The organism is Actinomadura rubrisoli, assembly GCF_004349215.1.
GTDB lineage: Bacteria > Actinomycetota > Actinomycetes > Streptosporangiales > Streptosporangiaceae > Spirillospora > Spirillospora rubrisoli.
On record NZ_SMKU01000211.1, the window covers coordinates 1 to 15,907 of the forward strand.

Genomic DNA, 15,907 nt, shown 5'->3' on the forward strand with positions numbered 1-15,907 from the left:
CGGGGCGCTGGGCGTACTGGTGATCACCTCAGAGCACGCCACCGGGATGATCAGGACCGCGCTCACGGCGGTGCCGCGCCGCGCCCACTACCTGGCGGCCAAGACGGTGGTGCTCGGCCTCGTGGTGGGCGCTGGCGTTCAGCGCGTCCTACGACGAGATGAGCGACAGCGACCGGGCGTCGTTCACGCCGATGCTGCCCACGCAGGTCGCGTTCTACTTCGGCATGGTGATCTTCGGGGCGCTGGGCGTACTGGTGATCACCTCAGAGCACGCCACCGGGATGATCAGGACCGCGCTCACGGCGGTGCCGCGCCGCGCCCACTACCTGGCGGCCAAGACGGTGGTGCTCGGCCTCGTGGTGCTGGTCGTCGGGATCGCCGTCTCGTTCGCGTCCTTCTACGTCAGCCAGCTCATCCTGGCGACCAAGGACCTGGACGGGTCGATCGGCGACACGGGGATCCTCCGCGCGGTCATCGGCGGCGGGCTCTACCTCGCGCTGATCGCCGTCCTCGCGCTCGGGATCGGGACGCTGCTGCGGCACACCGCGGGCTCGATCGTCGTGGTGTTCGTGGTGATGTTCGTCCTCGGGATCGTGGGCGGCTTCCTGCCCGGGTCGTGGGGCGAGACCGTCAACAAGTTCCTGCCGTCCAACGCCGGGACCGCGATCCTGTCCCCGGTGCGGGAGTCGGAGCAGCTCGCCCCGTGGACCGGGCTCGGGCTGTTCGCCGTCTACACGCTGGCCGTGCTGGCCGCCGCGCTGGCCCTGTTCGAGCGGCGCGACGCGTGAGCCCCGCCCGCGCCCTGGCCGCCTGGCGGGCCGGGCTCGCGCTGCTCGCGCTGGCGAGCGTGGCGGCGGGCTTCCTCGGCCGCCGCCCGTCCGAGGACGCCGTCGACTTCCTCGGCTACTTCACGCACCTCAGCACCCTGATCGGCGCCGCCGCGCTGCTCGCGGGCGCCGTGCCCGGCCTGTACGGCCGCCCCCGGGTGGACTGGTTGCGCGGCGCGGCCGCCCTCTACCTGGCCATCACCGGCGCGGTGTACGCGCTGCCGCCCGGCGGCGAGGTGGGCGGCTGGACGTCCTGGACGCAGCACCGCGTCCTGCCCGTCGCCGTGCCGCTGGACTGGCTGCTGTTCGCCACCGCGCACCGGCTGCCCGCGCGACAGACGCTGCTCGGCTGGCTGGCCTTCCCGCTCGGCTACCTCGCCTTCACCCTCGCGCACGGCGCCGCCACCGCCTGGTACCCGTACCCGTTCCTGAACGCGGCGCGCCACGGCTACGGCGTGCTCACCACGTACACGACGGGGATCGCGGCGATGTTCGTGGCGGTCGCCGCGTTCCTCATCGGCTGGGCCGACCTGCACCGCGAGCGCGGCGGCCCAGAGCGTATCCGAGGACGACTCCGGCCAGGGCGGCCGCGCCTCCGGCGGCGAACGCGGCGGCCATCGGCCATGCTGCGGACGCGCGCTCCGGGACCGCCGCGGCACGTCCCGCATACACCGTGCCTGTACTGGAGGATCGAGCCGCCGCGGCCGAGGACGGCGCCGCCGGAACGGGCCCAGGCTCCGCCGGGGTGATCAGCGACCGCTCGACGGCCGCGAAGAAGTCGGTCGCCGTCCGCTTGGCCACGCTGCCGAGCATCCGCTGGCCCACGCCGCCGATCATCCCGCCGACGACCGCGTCGGCGTCGTAGTCGACCCGGGTCGATCCGTCGCCGTCCGACAGCCGGACGCGGACGGTCGCCTCGACCGTGCCGGGCGCGCCCTGCCCGCGGGCGCGCAGCGTGAAGGCGCGCGGCGGATCGGGGTCGGCGAGTTCGACCCGCCCCTCGTAGATGCCCTTGATGGAGGCGACCCCCGCCGAGACCGTCATGCGGTAGGCGTCCGGGCCCGTCTCCTCCAGGGACTGGCAGCCGGGGATCGTCCGGGCGAGGACGGCCGGATCCTGGAGCGCGTCCCAGACGCGGGCGAGCGGCGCGGCGACATTGGCACTGCCGGTGACCTGCATGACCCGACTTTAGGGAACCCGGCGGCCGCGCCGAACGGCAACATGTGCCGAGGGCGCGCCGAGGATTGGGCAGATACACCGCCGCGATGCCGGGCATGGCCACAATGTCCGGTACGCGTCGCAGGTCGGCGCGAACCCCCGCCGGTCTCCGCGCGTCAACCGATGCGGGACGACAGGCTCCCCCCGACCGGAAACGGAGAACGCGGCTGATGCGAGGGAAGACGCCCGTGATCGCCATGGTGGCCGCCGGAGTGCTCGGCGCGGCCGCGGGCGGATGGCCCGTCGTGCGCGCCCAGGCCGGAGGCTCGGGTCCTTCCGTGCGGACGCAGCTGAGCGCCGCGCTCGCCGACCAGCAGTGGGCCACGCCCAAGCCCGGCTCCTGGACGATGCCGAAGACCTCCCCCGACGGCCTGCCCCCCGTCCTCAACCACATCGACACGCAGGAGCGCGTCGTCTTCCTCACCATCGACGACGGCTACACCTACGACGCGGAGTTCGTGAACCTCGTCCGCAAGGAGAAAGTGCCGATCCTGACGTTCCTGACGTCCACCTACATCAAGGGCGAGGGCCAGTACTTCTGGGCGATGCGCAACGCGGGCTCGGTGATGGAGAACCACACCGTCTCGCACCCGAACATGGCGACGCTCCCGCCGGAGTCCCAGAAGAAGCAGATCTGCGACTCCTCCGACGCGATCGCCGCGCAGTACGGCAGGCGCCCGCAGGTCTTCCGGCCGCCCTTCGGCAGCTTCAACGAGACGACCCGCAAGGTCGCCAAGGACTGCGGCATCAAGTCGATCATGCTGTGGTCGGCAGAGTTCTACAACGGCACCTCGGGCCCCGGCGTCGGGTTCAACGGCTTCGCGCGCGGCGACGGCGGCAAGGGCTTCAAGCCCGGCGACATCGTCCTCATGCACTACCGCAAGGGCCTCGCTCAGCAGTTCCAGATGATCCTCGGCTGGATCAGGCAGCAGGGGTTCCGTCCCGCCGCCGTGCAGAACTACCTCCCCGCGTCCCTCGGCGGCAACGCCCCCGACAAGCCCGCGGGCGACTGAAACCGACCTACCCGGACGATTCGCGTTTGCCTCCGCGACCCGTCACGCTCCGCACTATCGTCGTCACGCTGGCGGGGTTGAGTCCCCCGCTCCCCGAGCAACCCCGCCAGCATCAACCCCAGGTTGAGTCCCCCACCCTTAAATCTCCGGCCGAGCAACCCCGCCGGCATCAACCCCTGCGTCATCCCTGATACGCAGCGAAGCGTCGCTCGCCGCGCGCTCGCGGAGGTCGTAGAGCGCGTCCGGGGAGAGCGGCATCGCGTCGATGCGGACGCCCTCGGCGTCCTCGACGGCCGAGGCGATGACGGCCGACACCGGGATGACGCCCGCCTCCCCCGCGCCCTTGATGCCGAGCGGGTTGAGCGGCGACGGCGTCTCCAGATGGTCGGTCTCGATGCGCGGGATCTCCGTCGCGTACGGCATGAGGAAGTCCATGAACGAGGCGTTCAGCAGCTGCCCCGACTCGTCGTAGACCATCCGCTCGTACAGCGCGCCGCCGATGCCCTGCGCGACGCCGCCGTGGATCTGGCCCTCGACCACCATCGGGTTGACCAGGCGCCCGCAGTCGTGGACGACCGCGTACCGAAGGATCGCGATCTCGGCGGTGTCCGGGTCGACCTCCACGATCGCGGCGTGCGCCCCGGCGGCGAACGTCGACCGGACGGGCGAGTAGTAGCCGCGTCCCTCCAGGCCCGGCTCGTCGCCCGGCGCGACCGGCGGCTCGGTCGGCGGGCGGTCGGCCGCGAACTGCGTCGCCGCGGCCGTCTCCGCGTCGAACGCGTACCGCAGCGGGTTCGACAGGACGGCGACCGTGCGCAGCGGGACGGACGCCGACGGGTCCCCGCGCACGTGCACGACCCCGTCGGTGATCTCCAGGTCGCCCGGGTCGGCCTCCAAGGCCTCGCCGGCGATGCGCAGCGCCTTGTCCCGCACCTGCCGGCAGGCCAGCGCGATGGCGTTGCCGCTCATCACGGCGGCGCGGGACGCGAACGTGCCGACCGCGTAGCCGAAGCGCCGCGTGTCCCCGGTCGTGACGCGCACGTCCCCGATCGGGACGCCCAACTCGGAGGCGGCGATCTGGGCGAAGACGGTCTCGTGGCCCTGCCCCTGCGAGGTCAGGCCGGTCGCGACGTGCACCCGCCCGGCCGTGTCGATCTCGACGTGCCCGCCCTCGTACGGGCCGACGCCGGTGCCCTCCACGTACACCCCGAGCCCGATCCCGATGCGGCGGCCCCGGCACGCGGCGGCGGCGCGCTCGGCCTCGAAGCCGTCCCAGCCGATCAGCTCCCGCGCCTTGCGGAGCAGCTCGGGGTAGTCGCCCGAGTCGTAGATGAGCGGACGGCCGTCCTGGAACGTCAGGCCCTGGTCGTAGGGGAACTCGTCCGGCTGGATGAGGTTGGCGGCGCGGACGGCGGCGCGGTCAAGGCCGAGGTGGCGGGCGATGCGGTCCATCGTCCGCTCCATGCAGAACACGCCCTGCGGGCGGCCCGCGCCCCGGTACGGGGTGACGATGACGGTGTTGGTGTACAGGCTCGTCACCTCCGCCCGGTAGGCGCCGATCTTGTACGGGCCGAGCAGCTGGGTGGACGTGACGATCGGGATGATGATCCCGTACGGGGTGTAGGCGCCGTGGTCGTGCCGGATCCGCACGTCCAGGCCGAGGACGCGCCCGGCGCCGTCGAACCCGACCCGCACGTCGTGGAGCTGCCCGCGCTCGTGGGCGGAGGACACGAAGTGCTCGCGGCGGTCCTCGGTCCACTTGAGCTCGCGGTCCAGCAGCCGCGCCGCCCACGGGACGAGCACCTCCTCCGGCCACGGATGGACGATCTTGACACCGAACCCGCCGCCGACGTCCGGCGCGACGACCTCGACCTTGCCGTTCGGCAGCCCGAGCCGCGCGGCGATGGCGGCCCGCACGCTGGTGGACGCCTGCGTGGAGGAGTACACGCGGAGTGACCCGTCGGCCGCGTCCCAGCGCGCGTAGACGCCGCGCCCTTCGAGGGGCATGGACGCGCTGCGCTCGATCGCCAGCCGGAACTCCAGCACGTGCGGCGCCGCGCCGATCGCCTCGGCGGCGTCCCCGTTCTCCTGGACGAGGACGGCGGCGACGTTGCCCGGCACGTCGTCGTGGACGAGGCGCGCGGCGCTCGCGGCGGCCTCGATGCCGACGACGGCGGGCAGCGTCTGGTACTCGACGCGGATCCGCTCGGCGGCGTCCTCGGCCAGGTAGCGGTCGCGGGCCACGACCATGGCGATGGGCTCGCCCACGTGCCGGACGACGTCGCGGGCGAGCGGGTACCCGGTGCGGCCGTGGGTCAGCGCGGGGTGCGGGATGAGCAGCGGCAGCGGCTCCCCGACGCGGCCGGGCAGGTCCTCCCACGTGTAGACGGCGACGAGGCCGTCCACGTCGAGGGCGCCGGACACGTCGATGTCGAGGATCCGCGCGTGGGCGTGGGGCGACCGGACGAACGCGGCGGCGAGCGCGTCCCGTCCGAGGTCGTCCAGGAAGCGGCCGCGCCCGGTCAGGAGCCGGGCGTCCTCGCGCCGCTTGACGGGTTCGCCGAACACGCGGGTGCCCATCACGCCTCCCCGGCGAGCAGTTCGGCGGCGCGGTGCACCGACTTGACGATGTTCTGGTAGCCGGTGCAGCGGCACAGGTTCCCCGAGATCCCCTCAAGGACCTGGTCCTCGGTCGGACGCGGCGTGTCGCGCAGCAGCGCGGTCACCGTGCACAGGAACCCGGGCGTGCAGAAGCCGCACTGCAGGCCGTGGCAGTCCCGGAAGGCCCGCTGCACCGGCGACGGCGTCCCGTCCGGGGCGGCGAGCCCCTCCACGGTGGTGATCTCGTGCCCGGCGGCGGTGACGGCGAGCATCAGGCACGACCGGACGGGCTCCCCGTCCAGCAGCACCGTGCAGCAGCCGCACACCCCGTGCTCGCAGCCGACGTGCGTGCCGGTCAGCCCGAGGTCGTGCCGGAGCAGGTCCGACAGCAGCCGCCGTGCGGGGGCGCGGGCGGTGCGGTGCGTCCCGTTGACCGTCAGCGCGATCTCGTGGGTCTCCTCCATCAGTTCCTCCGCAGGGCGTCGGCCCCGGCCGCGCGCAGGGCGCGCTCGGTCAGCACGCCCGTCAGGTGCCGCCGGTAGGCGGCGGTCGCGTGGATGTCGGCTTCGGGGTCGATCGCCTCGCGGACGTGCGCGGCGGCGGCCGCCCAGTCGCCGCCCGGCCCGGCGGGCCCGGTCAGGTCGAGGACGAGCGGCGTCGCGGCGATGCCCAGGAAGCCGGCGCGGGCGGCGCTCACCCGCAGGTCCTCATCCAGGGCGACGACGGCGGCGACGCCGGACAGGGCGTAGTCGCCGTGCCGGCGGGCCGTCTCGGCGAACGCGGTCCCGGTGCGCGGCGGCGCGGCGGGGAAGAACGCCGCGACGGCGATCTCGGCGGGTTCCAGCGCGCACTCCAGCGGCCCGCGGAAGAACGCCTCCGCCGGGATCGTCCGGTGCCCGCCGCCCGCCGAGGCGGCCTCGACCGTGCCGCCGAGCACCGCGAGCACGGCAGGCAGCTCGGCGGCGGGGTCGGCGTGCGCGAGGCTCCCGACGACCGTGCCCCGGTTGCGGATGACGGGGTGCGCGACGTGGCGCAGGGCCCGGCGCAGCAGCGGCTGGACGGACGCGGCCTCGGCGGAGCGCTCCACCCGGGTGTGCCGGGCGAGCGCGCCGACCCGGACGCCGCCGTCCCCGACGTGCAGGGTGTCCAGCTCGGCGACGCGGTTGATGTCGACCAGCTCGGGCGGCGCGGCCAGCCGCATGTTGAGCAGCGGGATGAGGCTCTGCCCTCCCGCGAGGACCTTGCCCGCCGGGGCGGCGGCGAGGGCGTCCAGCGCCTCGGCGAGGGTGCGGGGGGCGTGGTAGCCGAAGGGGGGCGGTTTCACCGGCGCGGCCCGTCAGCCGGCGTCGGTCGCGGGAGGGCGGACGGGGCCGCCGATCTCCTTCTCCTTGGGCGCGATCACGCCCCCGCCCGAGCCGTCCGGGCCCCGCGCGCCCCGTGCGACGGCGTTCAGCGCGTGGTAGCCGACCAGCACGGCGATGGTGCCGAGCGCGATGCCCTGGAGCGGGAAGTCATCGGTGATGTCGAGTGTCACGTTCCCGATCGCGAGAATGATCGCGGCCGCGACCGGGACGAGGTTGACGGGGTCGCCGAAGTCCACCCGGTTCTCGATCCAGATCTTGGCGCCGAGCAGCCCGATCATCCCGTACAGGACCACGGTGATCCCGCCGAGCACGCCGCCCGGCGTCGCCGCCACCAGCGCGCCGAACTTGGGGCACAGCCCGAACAGGATCGCCACGGCCGCCGCCACGTAGTAGGCGGCCGTCGAGTAGATCCGGGTCGCGGCCATGACGCCGATGTTCTCGGCGTAGGTGGTGGTGGGCGAGCCGCCGACCGCCGACGCGAGGGCGGTGCCGACGCCGTCGGCGGTGATGGCGCGGCCGAGGACGGGGTTCAGGTCGTCCCCGGTCATCGCCGCGACGGCCTTGACGTGCCCGGTGTTCTCGGCGATCAGAGCGATGACCGGGGGCAGCGCCAGCAGGATCGCCGATGTCTTGAAGTCGGGTGCGTGCAGGTCGGGGAAGCCGAACCAGTCGGCGCCCTTCACGCCGGTGAAGCTCAGCCGCTCGTGCGGGAACGCGGTGGCGACGCAGTACGGGCCCTCGGACGGGCACGCCTTGCCCGCCGCGTCCCGCAGGTTCTGGCCCGGCAGCACCGAGGTGATCGTCCCGGTCTTCGGGAGGGTGTCGAGGATCCACGACAGCGCGAACCCGAAGACCAGCGCCAGCAGGATCGCGATGCGCGCCCAGAACCCGCGCAGCAGGACCGTGCACAGGACGGCGAAGCACAGCGTCGCCAGCGCGACCCACTGGTCCTGCGGCCAGTAGACCGTCGCGACCACCGGGGCCAGGTTGAACCCGATGAGCATCACCACCGCGCCGGTCACCACCGGCGGGAACACCAGGTGGATGACCTCGCCGCCGAGGTAGTGGATGGCCAGCCCGACGGCCGCGAGCACGAGGCCGGCGACGAGGATCGCGCCGGTCACCGCGGCGGTGTCGCCGCCCGCCGCGCGGATCGCGGCGACCGCGCCGACGAACGAGGCGCTGGTGCCGAGGTAGCTCGGCACCCGGCCGCCCACGATCAGCAGGAACAGGACCGTCGCGACCCCGGACATCATGATGGACAGGTTGGGGTCCAGGCCCATCACGACCGGGAACACGAACGTCGCCCCGAACATCGCGACGACGTGCTGGGCGCCGATGCCCGCGGTGCGCGGCCAGGAGAGCCGCTCGTCCGGCCTGACGACCTCGCCGGGCGGCGGCGTGCGCCCGTCGCCGTACAGCTTCCAGCCGATGGACATCCGGCCCTCCCTGCTCATCCGGCCCAGGTCATGCGGGCAAGGTAGATCTACCCAGGTGGGCGGGCATCGGCGACTTCTGCCAAAGCCCGCGTCCCCGATTGGGAGGACCGGTCGCGCGGTTCCTCTTGCGTTCACCCGCGCGTGTTTATGCGGGCGCCTCCTTTCCGGCGCCCCTACTGTCAGATACCACGCATGCGCAGTACGTGGAGGGCGAGGGTGAGGTTGAGCCGAAGATGCGCGTCCTCGGTGAAGGCGCCGAGCATCCGTTCCAGCTTCCCGATGCGGTAGCGCAGCGTGTTGTAGTGGAAGTGCAGCCGCCGCGCGGTCTCGGCGACGTTGAGGTTGGTCTCCAGCAGCACCTGGAGGGTGCGCCGCAGGTCCACCAGCTCCGGCTCGTCGTCGGAGGCGAGGTCGCCCAGCGTCTCCCGGACGAACGCGTGCAGCTCGGCCGGGTCCGACACCAGGCTCAGCAGCCGGTACACGCCGAGCTGGTCGAAGTGCGCGCGGGCCCCGGCGCCGTGGAGCTGCCGTCCCACCCGCACCGCCTTGACGGCCTGCTCGTACGCCTCGGGCAGCTCGGCGGGCGAGGTCACGGTGCGGCTGACGCCGGTGGAGAACGTCCGCCGCACCGGCAGGTGCTCGGCGAACACCGACGACGCCTCCTTGACCATCGCCTGGACCGGCCCCGACGGAAGTCCCGGAGGCCGTCCGGGGCCCGCCGGCGGGGACGGCACCGGATCGTCGGCGTCCACGCCGATGACCGCCACCACCTCGTGCGCGAAGCTCGCCACGGCCGCGCCCGGGTCGTGCCGCCGGACGGCCGTCGTCCAGGCGGCCGCCAGGCGCTCCTGGGCGGAGCGCTCCTCGGCGCCGCGGACGCCGCGCGTCCCGGGGTCGGGCTCGGCGGCCCGGCCCCGCTCCCGGGACCTGGCGGCCCCGGCGGGCCTGCCCTCGGCCTCGGCGCCGGACGCCTGGGGGGCGGATCCGGTGCCGGTGCCGCGCGGGCGGCCGTCCAACTCGGCCACGACCACCATCATCGGGCGGTCCAGGTCCCAGCCGAACCCGTCGCAGTGCGCGACGATCCGGTCGTCGTCGCCGGCGCGGCCCGCGAGGACGTCGCGCAGGAAGTCCGCGCGGTACTTGCTCTCGACCGCCGCGACGGCCTGCTGCTTCGTCACCACCAGCGCGGCGACGGTCGCGGCCCGCTCCAGGATGCCGAGGTCGGTGCCGCGCAGCGTCCCGCCGGGGCTGAACGCGATGATCCGGCCGTGGTCGAACCCGCCCGCGACGACGGGCACCACCAGATGGTCGGACGTGCCGTGCGCGCCGGCGATGCCGCAGCCGCCGCGCCCGCACGCCGTGTGCCGGCCGGCGTCGAACGCCCGCATCGCCTGGACCTGCTCGTCCGGGCCGGCGCCCGCCAGCACGCGCTGCTCGCCGTCCAGGACGACGACGGCGACGTCCAGCAGGGTCGCGACCTCGTCCACGACCTCCTGGAGGCCGCCGCCGCACAGCACGATCTGCACCAGCGCCCGGTGCACCTCCTCGGTGCGCGCGAGCACGGCGGCCTGCCGGTTCAGGATGTCGGTCAGGACCTGGTTGAGGATGTCGTCGAAGCCGACGTCGTTCGGGAGCAGGATCAGGGGGAAGCCGCGGCGGTCGGCCTGCGCGATCATCTCGGCCGGGAGCGATTCGAGATAGCGGCCGAGCTTGATGGCCAGGGCCGCCAGGCCGCGCTCGTCCAGGTCGGCGACCAGGTTGTCGAGCGATTGCGGGGTGTTGCGCAGTGGGTAGCCGGTGGTGAGGAGCAGTTCGTTCGGCTTCACCCACGACAGGATGTCGGGAACCTCCATCACGTTGAGCCGCTGGACGATGCGCTCGAGTCCGGCGCGTCCCGCGATGAGGCGCGCGCCGTTCAGGGTGCTGACGCCGAGAACCTCGCCGACGGAAAGGCCATAGGTCAGTGTTCCGGTGCTCGCGAGCCGGAGGGCCGGTGGGCCCGGGTCCGCAGTGGTGTAACTCATGCCAGGGGTCACCTCGCCTTTTGGTGCGTACATCGCCCCTTATGGCGTGATCGCTACCGGTTTCTGATCAACCCTGACAACAAAGACGAACGATGACAACCATCCTTGGCAGGTTTATCCATACGTCCGGTGCGGAGCCCGTTCTACCGTCTCGGCAGAGGTCGGGCCGTTCGCGGGGCGAAGGCATCCGACACCGGCCTCGGGAGGATCTGTGACTGCCCTCGTGCGCGACCCGGTCCCGCTGCGCGCGGGAGGGCCGCCCCCGACCGCCGGGGCGGCCAGCCTGGCGCTGCGCCCGCTCCTCGATCCGCCGCGCCGCCCGGCCCGCGTCATCGCCGCGTTCCCGTCGGCGCTGTACCTGGAGATGCGCGGCGAGCGCGAGCCGCGGGTGCTCGCCGTGGTCACCTCCGACGCGACCCGCCTGCCGAACGCGATGGTGATCGTCGCGGCCCGCCGCGAGCAGCCGTTCCGCCTGATCCGCGAGGGCGGCGAGGCGTGGGTCGGCGACGGCCGCGTGGAGGCCGGCCCGCTGTGCGTCCGCGTCCGCCGCTGGTGGGACCCCTCGCCCGCGCTCGGCGCGCTGCGCCCGGCCGCGCTGACCCGGGGCGTCCACGCCCTGGAGACCGCGCTCGGCGCCGCCGGGATGACCGGCGGCGGCCTCGCCGGGCATCCCGATCCGGCGCTGCTCGCCGAGTCCTGCGCCGCCGGCGACCTCGCGGGCGCCGTCGAGGCGGCCGAGCGGATCGTGGGCCTCGGCCCCGGGCTGACGCCGAGCGGCGACGACATCCTGTCCGGCCTGCTGGTCTCGCTGCGGCTCGTCGGCGGCGCCGTCCGCCCCGGCGAGTCGGCGGTGTGGCTGGCCGACTGGCTCGGCGCCGCCGTCACCGCCGACGCCGGGACCCGCACCACCGCGCTCGCCGCGACCCTCCTGCACTGCGCTGCGTCGGGCGGCGCGGGCGCCGAGGTCGCCGCCGTCCTGAGCGGCGTCGCGGGCCACGAGCCCGTGGCCCCGGCCGTCCGGCGCCTGCTCGCCGTCGGCCACACCTCCGGCGCGGACCTGGCCTGGGGCGTCCTCGCGGGCTGCCGGGCCGCCCTCGCCCTCACCACCTCCACCCCCCACAGGGCCACAGCGTGAGCGGGAAACACAACGCGAGCGGGAGACACAGCGCGAGCGGGAGACACGGCGTGGGGTCCTTGAGGGACGATTCGTGAAGCGGTGGGTCGAGGTGCGGCGGGGGGGCTACCACGACTCGGTGACCCTCATGCTGGTGAGCCGGGCGGTGTCGGAGCTGCCGGGCGTGGGCGGGGCGATGACGGCGATGGGCACCGGGCTGAACCTGGAGATGCTCGGCCGGATGGGGTTCGAGGTCCCGGCGGACGCGGGGCCCGGCGATCTGGTGGTCGCGATCCGCGCGGACGGCGAGGAGGCGCTGGGCGCCGCGCGCGAGGCGCTGGACGGGCTGCTGAGCGAGGCGAACCGGGTCCCGGCCGGTGCGGGGCCGCTGGCGCCGCCCCGGCCGCGGACGACCGCGTCCGCGGCGGCGCGCGGGGAGGCGACGGTCGCGCTGCTGTCGGTGCCCGGCCCGCAGGTGTTCCCCGAGGCGATGGACGCGCTGGACGCGGGCCTCAACGTCATGATCTTCAGCGACAACGTGCCGCTCGCCCAGGAGATCGCGCTGAAGGAGGCGGCGGCGCGGCGCGGCCTCATCGTGATGGGCCCGGACTGCGGCACCGCCGTGATCGGCGGCGCCGGGCTCGGGTTCGCCAACGCGGTGCGGCCGGGGCCGGTGGGCGTGGTCGCGGCGTCCGGGACGGGCGCGCAGCAGCTCATGTGCCTGCTGGACGCGGCGGGCACCGGCGTCAGCCACGTCCTCGGCGTCGGCGGGCGGGACCTGTCGCCGGAGGTGAGCGGGCGGTCGGCGCTGGCCGCGCTGGCGGCGCTGGACGCCGACCCCGGCACCGAGCTGATCGTGCTGGTGTCCAAGCCGCCGGCGCCGCAGGTGGCCGACCTGATCCGGGAGGCGGCGCGGCGCCTGGAGACGCCGGTGGTGTTCGCGCTGCCGGTGCCCGGCGAGGACGATCTGACGCGGGCGGTGGAGAAGGCCCTGGAGGCGCTCGGCCGCCCGGTGCCCGAGTGGCCGAGGTGGGCCGCGCCGGACCGTCCGGCGGCGGGCGTGGCCGGGCGGGCGCTGCGCGGGCTGTTCGCGGGCGGGACGCACCGCGACGAGGCCGAGGCGATCGTGCGGGGCGCGCTCGGCTGGGACCTGGAGGCGCGCGGCCACCGATTCACCGACTTCGGCGACGACGCCTACACGCGGGGCCGCGCCCACCCGATGATCGACCCGGCGCTCCGGCTGGAGGCGCTGGCGGGCGAGGCCGCCGACACGGCGGTCGGCGTGCTGCTGCTGGACGTGGTGCTCGGCTACGGCGCGGAGCCGGATCCCGCCGCGGCGCTGGTCCCGGCGCTCCGCGCGGCGCTGAAGGACCGTTCCGATCTGGCGGCGGTGGTGTCGCTGTGCGGGACGCCGTCCGACCCGCAGGACCGGGACCGGCAGGCGGCGGCGCTGCGGGACGCGGGCGCGGACGTGTTCGCCTCCAACGCGCAGGCGGCCCGGCGCGCGCTGTCGCTGGTGGAGGGGGACTCTGGATGATCGAAGGGGACGCTGGATGATTGAAGAGAGCGCTGGATGACCGAGGCGCGGCACCGGCTGGGCGGGCTGCTCTCGCGGGAGCCCCGGGTCGTCACCGCCGGCGTGGAGGTGCTGGCGGACGCGCTGGAGCGGCAGGCGGTGCCGGTGGAGGCGGTCGACTGGCGCCCGCCCCCGCCGGGCACGGAGGCGGCGCTGGCGGCGGTGCTCGGCGATCCCGGCCACGCCGACGCGAACGCCCGGGCGGTGCGCCGGATGGTGACCGCCCGTCCCCATCTGGTCGACGTGCGGCCCGCCCGCGAAGTGCTCGGGTTGGAGACCGGGTCGTTCCTGCACGCGGGGCCGCCGCTGGAGTGGGACCGCGCGTCCGGCCCGATGCGCGGCGCGCTGATCGGCGCGATGCTGCTGGAGGAGCTGGCCGAGACGCCGCTCGGCGCCGAGCGGGAGCTGGAGCGGGGCGGTGCCGCGTTCGAGCCGTGCCACCACCACGGCGCGGTGGGGCCGATGGCGGGCGTGGTCAGCCCGTCCATGTGGATGCTGGTGGTGGAGGACGCCGAGTACCGCGGCACGTCCTACTGCTCGCTGAACGAGGGGCTCGGCAAGGTCCTGCGCTACGGGGCGTACGGGCCGGAGGTGATCGAGCGGCTGCGCTGGATGGGCGCGGTCCTCGGCCCCGCGCTCCAGGCGGCGGTCCGGCTGCACGGGCCGCTCGACCTGCTGTCGCTGATCGCGCAGGCCCTGCAGATGGGCGACGAGCTGCACAACCGGAACCGGGCGGCGACGTCGCTGCTGCTGCGCGAGCTGGCGCCCGACCTCGCCGCCGCCGACGTGCCCCGCGACCAGGTGGCGGCGGCGCTGCGGTTCGCGGCGGGCAACGACCACTTCTTCCTCAACGCGGGCATGGCCGCGGCGAAGGCGTCGGCGGACGCGGCGCGCGGCGTCCCGGGGTCCGGCCTGGTCGTGGCGATGGCGCGCAACGGCACCGACTTCGGCATCCAGGTCTCGGGGACGGGCGACCGCTGGTTCACCGGGCCCGCGGGCGTCCCGGACGGGCTCTACCTGGGCGGCTACGGGCCGGACGACGCCAATCCCGACATCGGCGACTCTGCCATCACCGAGACGGCGGGGATGGGCGGGTTCGCGCTGGCCGCCGCGCCCGCGATCGTCCGGTTCGTCGGCGGCGAGGTGCCCGACGCCGTGGCCGCCACCCAGCGGATGTACGAGATCACTCTCGCCGAGCACCCCGCGCTGCAGATCCCGCTGCTGTCGTTCCGCGGCACGCCGGTGGGCATCGACGTCGCGCGGGTCGTCCGGACGGGGATCCTGCCGGTCATCGACACCGGCATCGCGGGGCGGGAGGCGGGCACGGGCCAGGTCGGCGCCGGGCTCGTGGAGCCGCCCGCGGGCGTGTTCACCGACGCCCTGCACGCCCTCGCCGAGATCGTGTGACGGCGCCGGCCGGTCGCGGCGCGGGCGGGATGACCTTGGCGTGGGCGGCCGGATCTCGGCGAGCAGGTTCCCTCCCCCGGGCGGCGTGGGGGATCATGTCGGGGTGAACCTCAGCGTCTCCTCGTTCGACGACCTGTCCGCGCGCATCGCCGCCGTCCGCGGCGAGCACGGCGAGCGCTATCCCGGGGCCGCCGAAGGCCGCCAGCCGGTGCACACGGTGTACGTGCCGGCCGATCGGTTCTCCCGTTCGACGCCCGCCGACTTCGGCGCCGAGGCGCTGCGCCTGCTCAACACGCACACCCCCGGCGCCGGGTCGTTCGGCGCCGCGTTCGGCCTCGATCCGGAGATCGCCGGGCTCGTCCGCGAGCGGGTCGCGGCCAAGCTCGCCGGTGAGCCGGTGGAGGACGTCCGGATCGACTTCGAGGACGGCTACGGTGTCCGCTCCGACGAGGAGGAGGACGCCCACATCGCGCAGGTCGTCGACGCCGTGAGCGCCGCGTACCAGGTCAAGGGCCTGCCCCACTACTGGGGGCTGCGCGTCAAGTCGTTCGCCGACGGCGGCCACGACCGCGCGATGCGGACCCTGGACGGGTTCCTCACCGCGCTGCGCGACCGGCTCGGCCGGCTGCCCGGCGGGTTCACCATCACCTTCCCCAAGGTGGAGACGGCCGCGCAGGTCGCGCTGTTCGTGGAGTACCTGGACCGGCTGGAGACGGCGCTCGGCCTGCCGTCCGGCATCCTGCGCTTCGAGATCCAGGTGGAGACCACCGAGGCCGTCATCGACCCCGAGGGGCGCATGGCGCTGCCCGGCATCGTGTCGGCCGCGGCGGGACGGCTGACCGCCGCGCACTTCGGCGTGTACGACTACACCGCCGCGCTCGGGCTGCCCCCGGACCAGCAGCGCCTCGACCACCCGGCCTGCGACTTCGCCCGCCACGTCATGCAGGTCTCCCTCGCCGGGACCGGCGTCCGGCTGTCGGACGGCTCGACCAACGTCATCCCCCGCAACGACGGCCCGGACGAGGTCAACGCGGCCTGGTCGGTGCACGCCTCCCATGTCCGGCACTCGCTGCGGCACGGCTTCTACCAGGGCTGGGACCTGCACCCGGCGCACCTGCCCAGCCGGTACGCGGCCGTCTACGCCTACCACCTGAGCGGCGTGGACGACGTCATCGGACGGGTGCGGGCCTGGCACGAGCACTCGGGCGGCATGGCCGGCGTGCTCGAAGAGCCCGCCACCGTCAAGGCGCTCGTCGCCCGCCTGCGCCGCGCCGTCGACTGCGGCGCCCTGGACGAGAGCGTCCTGCCCGCCTCCTCCACCCCC

12 protein-coding genes and 1 pseudogene are annotated in these 15,907 nt (G+C 74.5%); 7 read left to right on the forward strand and 6 right to left on the reverse strand.

All coding sequences use genetic code 11. The features are described from left to right. Window positions 1–158 precede the first annotated feature (158 nt). Window positions 159–788: an ABC transporter permease subunit gene (locus E1298_RS30650; RefSeq protein ID WP_207944933.1), complete on the forward strand. Its 630-nt coding sequence runs from the start codon at window positions 159–161 to the stop codon at window positions 786–788. Beyond that, window positions 785–1,576 carry a Pr6Pr family membrane protein gene (locus tag E1298_RS50640; protein WP_243725909.1) on the forward strand — a complete coding sequence of 264 codons (792 nt, stop codon included), beginning with the start codon at window positions 785–787 and terminating at the stop codon, window positions 1,574–1,576. The genes E1298_RS30650 and E1298_RS50640 overlap by 4 nt, the downstream gene beginning before the upstream one ends. 61 nt (window positions 1,577–1,637) lie before the next feature. On the opposite strand, the pseudogene E1298_RS50645 reads toward E1298_RS50640, so the two are convergent. After that, window positions 1,638–2,006, reverse strand: a pseudogene (locus E1298_RS50645) (SRPBCC family protein); the annotation flags it as partial. 209 nt (window positions 2,007–2,215) lie between these two features. Between E1298_RS50645 and E1298_RS30660 the strand changes: the two are divergent. Then, window positions 2,216–3,058: a polysaccharide deacetylase family protein gene (locus tag E1298_RS30660; protein ID WP_131899422.1), complete on the forward strand. Its 843-nt coding sequence runs from the start codon at window positions 2,216–2,218 to the stop codon at window positions 3,056–3,058. 138 nt (window positions 3,059–3,196) lie between these two features. Here the strand turns inward: E1298_RS30660 and cutA are convergent, their stop codons facing one another. From cutA to E1298_RS30685, 5 genes are all read right to left on the reverse strand, one after another. Next, the gene (cutA, locus tag E1298_RS30665) at window positions 3,197–5,638 is read right to left on the reverse strand and encodes an aerobic carbon-monoxide dehydrogenase large subunit (protein ID WP_131899424.1); all 2,442 of its coding nucleotides are present in this window, start codon (window positions 5,636–5,638) and stop codon (window positions 3,197–3,199) included. Further along, window positions 5,638–6,123: a (2Fe-2S)-binding protein gene (locus E1298_RS30670; RefSeq protein WP_131899426.1), complete on the reverse strand. Its 486-nt coding sequence runs from the start codon at window positions 6,121–6,123 to the stop codon at window positions 5,638–5,640. The genes cutA and E1298_RS30670 overlap by 1 nt, the downstream gene beginning before the upstream one ends. Further along, the gene (locus E1298_RS30675) at window positions 6,123–6,983 is read right to left on the reverse strand and encodes an FAD binding domain-containing protein (protein WP_131899428.1); all 861 of its coding nucleotides are present in this window, start codon (window positions 6,981–6,983) and stop codon (window positions 6,123–6,125) included. The genes E1298_RS30670 and E1298_RS30675 overlap by 1 nt, the downstream gene beginning before the upstream one ends. A 12-nt stretch (window positions 6,984–6,995) precedes the next feature. Further along, window positions 6,996–8,462 (reverse strand): uracil-xanthine permease family protein, encoded by a 1,467-nt coding sequence (locus E1298_RS30680; RefSeq protein WP_131899430.1) that lies wholly within the window; start codon window positions 8,460–8,462, stop codon window positions 6,996–6,998. Between the two features lie 179 nt (window positions 8,463–8,641). After that, window positions 8,642–10,486, reverse strand: a complete 1,845-nt coding sequence (locus E1298_RS30685; RefSeq protein ID WP_131899432.1) for a PucR family transcriptional regulator — start codon at window positions 10,484–10,486, stop codon at window positions 8,642–8,644. 211 nt (window positions 10,487–10,697) lie between these two features. On the opposite strand from E1298_RS30685, the gene E1298_RS30690 reads away from it, so the two are divergent. The 4 genes from E1298_RS30690 to E1298_RS30705 form a co-directional block, all read left to right on the forward strand. Beyond that, entirely contained in the window at window positions 10,698–11,621 is a 924-nt protein-coding gene (locus tag E1298_RS30690) for an oxamate carbamoyltransferase subunit AllH family protein (RefSeq protein WP_131899434.1), read from the forward strand. A 73-nt stretch (window positions 11,622–11,694) separates the two neighbouring features. Next, window positions 11,695–13,137, forward strand: coding sequence for an FdrA family protein (locus E1298_RS30695; RefSeq protein WP_207944934.1), 1,443 nt, complete (start codon window positions 11,695–11,697; stop codon window positions 13,135–13,137). 36 nt (window positions 13,138–13,173) lie between these two features. Further along, window positions 13,174–14,583, forward strand: a complete 1,410-nt coding sequence (locus E1298_RS30700; protein ID WP_131899436.1) for a YlbE family protein — start codon at window positions 13,174–13,176, stop codon at window positions 14,581–14,583. Between the two features lie 103 nt (window positions 14,584–14,686). Then, the coding region (locus E1298_RS30705) for a DUF6986 family protein (RefSeq protein ID WP_131899438.1) at window positions 14,687–15,907 on the forward strand (1,221 nt) is incomplete at its 3' end.